Raw genomic sequence first — 3,602 nt, 5'->3', positions numbered from 1 at the left:
TTCAAGACCTCGATGCTGCAGGACGTGGAAGCCGGCCGCGGCATCGAGCTCGATGCGCTGGTCGGCGCGGTGCGCGAGATCGCGCAGCGCCTGCCACTGCCGACACCGAACATCGATGCGCTGCTCGGGATGACGCGGCTGTTCGGGCGCGTACACGGCCTGTACCCCGAGTAACCTCAACCGGACACCACCATGACCCATCTGCCCCGCTTCGTCGGCGCCGCGCTGCTGACACTGGCCGTCACGCTCGCACATGCGCAGACATCGGCACCCGCTCCGACGCAACGCCTGCGCGGCACCGTCGAGTCGTTCGACAACACCACGCTGGTGATGAAGGAGCGCAGCGGCGAGGTGCTGCGCCTGGCGCTGGCCGACACCTTCGGCGTCAACGAGGTGGTGCCGACCGAGCTGGCCGGCATCGCCGCCGGCAGCTACATCGGCACCGCGGCGATGCCGCAGGCCGACGGCACGCTGCAGGCGCTGGAGGTGCTGGTATTCCCCGAACAGGCGCGCGGCAGCAACGAAGGCCACTACCCGTGGGACCTGCAGCCGGGCAGCACGATGACCAATGCGACCGTCGCCGACGTGGTCGGCCGGGCCTTGGGCCGCACGCTGCGGCTGCGCTACAAGGACGGCGAGAAGACAGTGCTGGTGCCCGAAGGCGTGCCGGTCGTCACCGTGAAGCCGGGCGACCGGGCGCTGCTGGTGCCAGGCGCCAAGGTGCTGGTCACCGCGCAGCTGCGCGACGGCAAGCCGGTGGCGCTGCGGGCGATCGCGGGGCGCAACGGGTTCGCGCCGCCGATGTGATCACGCCGATGTGATCACGCAAAGGCGTGCCGGCCCCCGGTGCGGAACGCCGCGATCACGTCCAGCAGCCCGGCCGCCTGGATCTTCAGGCTCTCGGCCGCCGCGGCGCTCTCTTCCACCAGCGCGGCGTTCTGCTGCGTGCCGGAATCGATCGACGCCACCGCCTGGTTCACCTGCACGATGCCGGTGCTCTGCTCGGTGGTCGACGCGTTGATCTCGGCGATCAGGTCGGTCATGCGGCGCACCTGGGCCACGATCTCGTTCATCGTGCTGCCGGCTTCGCTCACCGGCCCGCGCGGCCTCGACGGCCGCATTCAGCGCGAGGATGTTGGTCTGGAACGCGATGCCGTCGATCACGCCGATGATGTCGGCGATCTTGCGGCTCGATTCGGAGATCTCGCCCAGCATCGCGGCGACGCAGGCGGCGATCATCGTCATGCGGTCGCCCGCTTAGCCCGCATCGGCCGCCTTGGCGATCCCTCCGGCCTGCGCATATTCGTATTCGATCAGTTCGCTGGTGGTCTTCAGCAGCGCCGCCAGCAGTGGCCGGCATTCGGCGTTCATCTTCCCGATCGCCTCCTCGCGCTTGCCGTCCAGCGCCATGCCGACGATGCTCGAGCTCCCGGTCGGCCAGATCGGTGAAGTTCATGAGATTCCCTGAGTCGGTAGGAAGGCTGACCGGATGACACGCCATTGTTCGATGGCACCGCGTGGCTGCCTATCCGAGGCGCACCGCGCGTGGTGTCGGTGAGCTTCAGGCCGGGGATGACGGGAGATTGCCTACAGCCGCGATGGAGGGTCCGAGCGGCGGCGAGGCCTGTGAGCGCTGTCTGACCCGGCAAGCCGGTGCCGTCCGGCAGATTCGCCCGCCGGCAGGCTCGACCATGGGGCACCTCGTCTGCACGGAGACCCTCGATGGGCCTGACCCCCCTGAACCGCTGGCTCGGCCGCACCGCGATGCCGTTCTTCCGCAAGGCCCTGCCCGCGATGGGCGACACCGAACGGGCCGCGCTCGAAGCCGGCACGGTGGGCTTCGAGGGCCAGCTGTTTGCCGGCCGGCCCGATTTCGACGCGCTGCTGGCGATCCCACCGAACCGCCTGACGCCGGACGAGCACGCCTTCCTCGATGGCCCCGTGCGTGACCTGATCGGCATGCTCGACGATTTCTCGATCGACACCGAGGGCGACCTGCCCGCCGCCGTGTGGCAGCACCTGCGGGCGAAGCGCTTCTTCGGAATGATCATCCCGAAGGAGCACGGCGGCCTGGGCTTCAGCCACCATGCGCATGCGACGGTGGTGGCGCGCATCGCGACGGTGAACGTTGCAGCCGCGGTCACCGTGATGGTGCCGAACTCGCTCGGTCCGGCCGAACTGCTGCTGCGCTACGGCACCGAGTCCCAGAAGGCGCAGTACCTCGAACGCCTGGCCGATGGCCGCGACCTGCCCTGCTTCGGCCTGACCTCGCCGTACGCCGGCTCCGATGCCGCCTCGATCCCCGACCGCGGCGTGCTGACCGAGCGCGTGGTCGACGGCCGGCGCGTGCGCGGCTTCAGCGTCACCTTCGACAAGCGCTACATCACGCTCGCGCCGGTGGCGACGGTGGTCGGCCTCGCATTCCAGGCGGTCGACCTGACGCGCCCCGAGGGCGAGCAGGAACTGGGCATCACCTGCGCRCTGCTGCCGGTGCCGACGCCCGGCATGGAGATCGGCCGCCGCCACCGGCCGATGGATTCGGCCTTCATGAACGGCCCGGTGCGCGGCGAGAACGTGTTCGTGCCGATGGACTGGGTGATCGGCGGCGAGCCGCAGGTCGGCCAGGGCTGGCGCATGCTGATGGAGTGCCTGGCGGCAGGCCGCGCGATCTCGCTGCCGGCGATGGGCGCCGCGATGCAGCAGACCGCGCTGTTCGTGATGAGCGGCTACGGGCAGATCCGCGAGCAATTCGGGCTGCCGATCGCGAAGTTCCATGCGATCGCCGCGCTGCTCGCCCGCACGGCCGCCGACCTGTACGCGACCGACGCGGCCCGCCGCTACACCGCCGCGGCGCTCGATGCCGGCCAGCGGCCGAGCGTCGCGAGCGCGATCCTGAAGGTGCACCTGACCGAAGCCGGCCGGCGCGCGGTCATCCACGGCATGGACGTGCTCGGCGGCAAGGGCATCATCTCGGGGCCGAGCAACCTGCTGGGTGCCGCCTACCGCCAGGCGCCGATCGCGATCACGGTGGAAGGCGCCAACATCCTGACGCGCTCGCTGATCATCTTCGGCCAGGGTGCCGTGCGCTGCCATCCCCACGTGCTCGACGAGATGGCGGCGGTGCAGGCCGACGATGCCGAGGCCTTGGGCAAGGCGCTGCTGGGGCACGGCCGGCATGTGCTGCGCAACCTGTGGGCCAGCCTGACCCGCGCGCCGCTGCGCGGCCACGTCCCGAAGGGGCTCGAGAAGGAAGCCCGGTTGATTGCCCGCGTGTCGGCCAAGTACGCGTTGACCGCCGACCTGGCGATGGGCCTGCTCGGCGGCAAGCTCAAGCGCATGGAGCTGCTGTCTGCCCGGCTGGGCGATGTGCTGGCCAACCTGTACCTCGCGTCGGCCAGCGTGTGGCGCTTCGAGCGGGAGGCCGACCCGGCCTTGCTGCCGATCGCGCGCGCGGCGATCCGCGTGCAGCTGGACCAGGCCGCCGCGACGCTGCGCGACCTGTACGCCAACCTGCCCTCCGGCCTGCTGCGCGCGCTGGCACCGCTGCTGCTGAACGGCACGCGGCACCTCGCCCCGCTGCGCGACCGCGACCTGGTGGTGCT

4 protein-coding genes and 1 pseudogene are annotated in these 3,602 nt (G+C 70.6%); 3 read left to right on the top strand and 2 right to left on the bottom strand.

Annotated elements, in window-relative coordinates; all coding sequences use genetic code 11:
* Both AC1D01_RS25305 and AC1D01_RS25300 read left to right on the top strand, forming a co-directional pair.
* A partial coding sequence (locus AC1D01_RS25305) for a ketopantoate reductase C-terminal domain-containing protein (RefSeq protein ID WP_477871269.1) occupies positions 1–174 on the top strand: 174 nt, incomplete at its 5' end.
* Positions 175–192: 18 nt separating this feature from the next.
* Positions 193–807: a hypothetical protein gene (locus AC1D01_RS25300; protein ID WP_477871267.1), complete on the top strand. Its 615-nt coding sequence runs from the start codon at positions 193–195 to the stop codon at positions 805–807.
* Positions 808–821: 14 nt separating this feature from the next.
* On the opposite strand, the pseudogene AC1D01_RS25295 reads toward AC1D01_RS25300, so the two are convergent.
* Positions 822–1,236: pseudogene (locus AC1D01_RS25295) on the bottom strand (methyl-accepting chemotaxis protein); the annotation flags it as partial.
* Positions 1,237–1,257: 21 nt separating this feature from the next.
* Positions 1,258–1,410, bottom strand: a complete 153-nt coding sequence (locus AC1D01_RS25290) for a hypothetical protein (RefSeq protein ID WP_477871265.1) — start codon at positions 1,408–1,410, stop codon at positions 1,258–1,260.
* 312 nt (positions 1,411–1,722) lie between these two features.
* On the opposite strand from AC1D01_RS25290, the gene AC1D01_RS25285 reads away from it, so the two are divergent.
* Positions 1,723–3,602: acyl-CoA dehydrogenase (locus AC1D01_RS25285; RefSeq protein WP_477871263.1), on the top strand; the 1,880-nt coding region annotated here is incomplete at its 3' end.

Source organism: Rhizobacter sp. P3_B12, from assembly GCF_056402895.1.
Note: the sequence above shows the minus strand (reverse complement) of the source record. Positions and strands in the feature narration are given on the sequence as shown.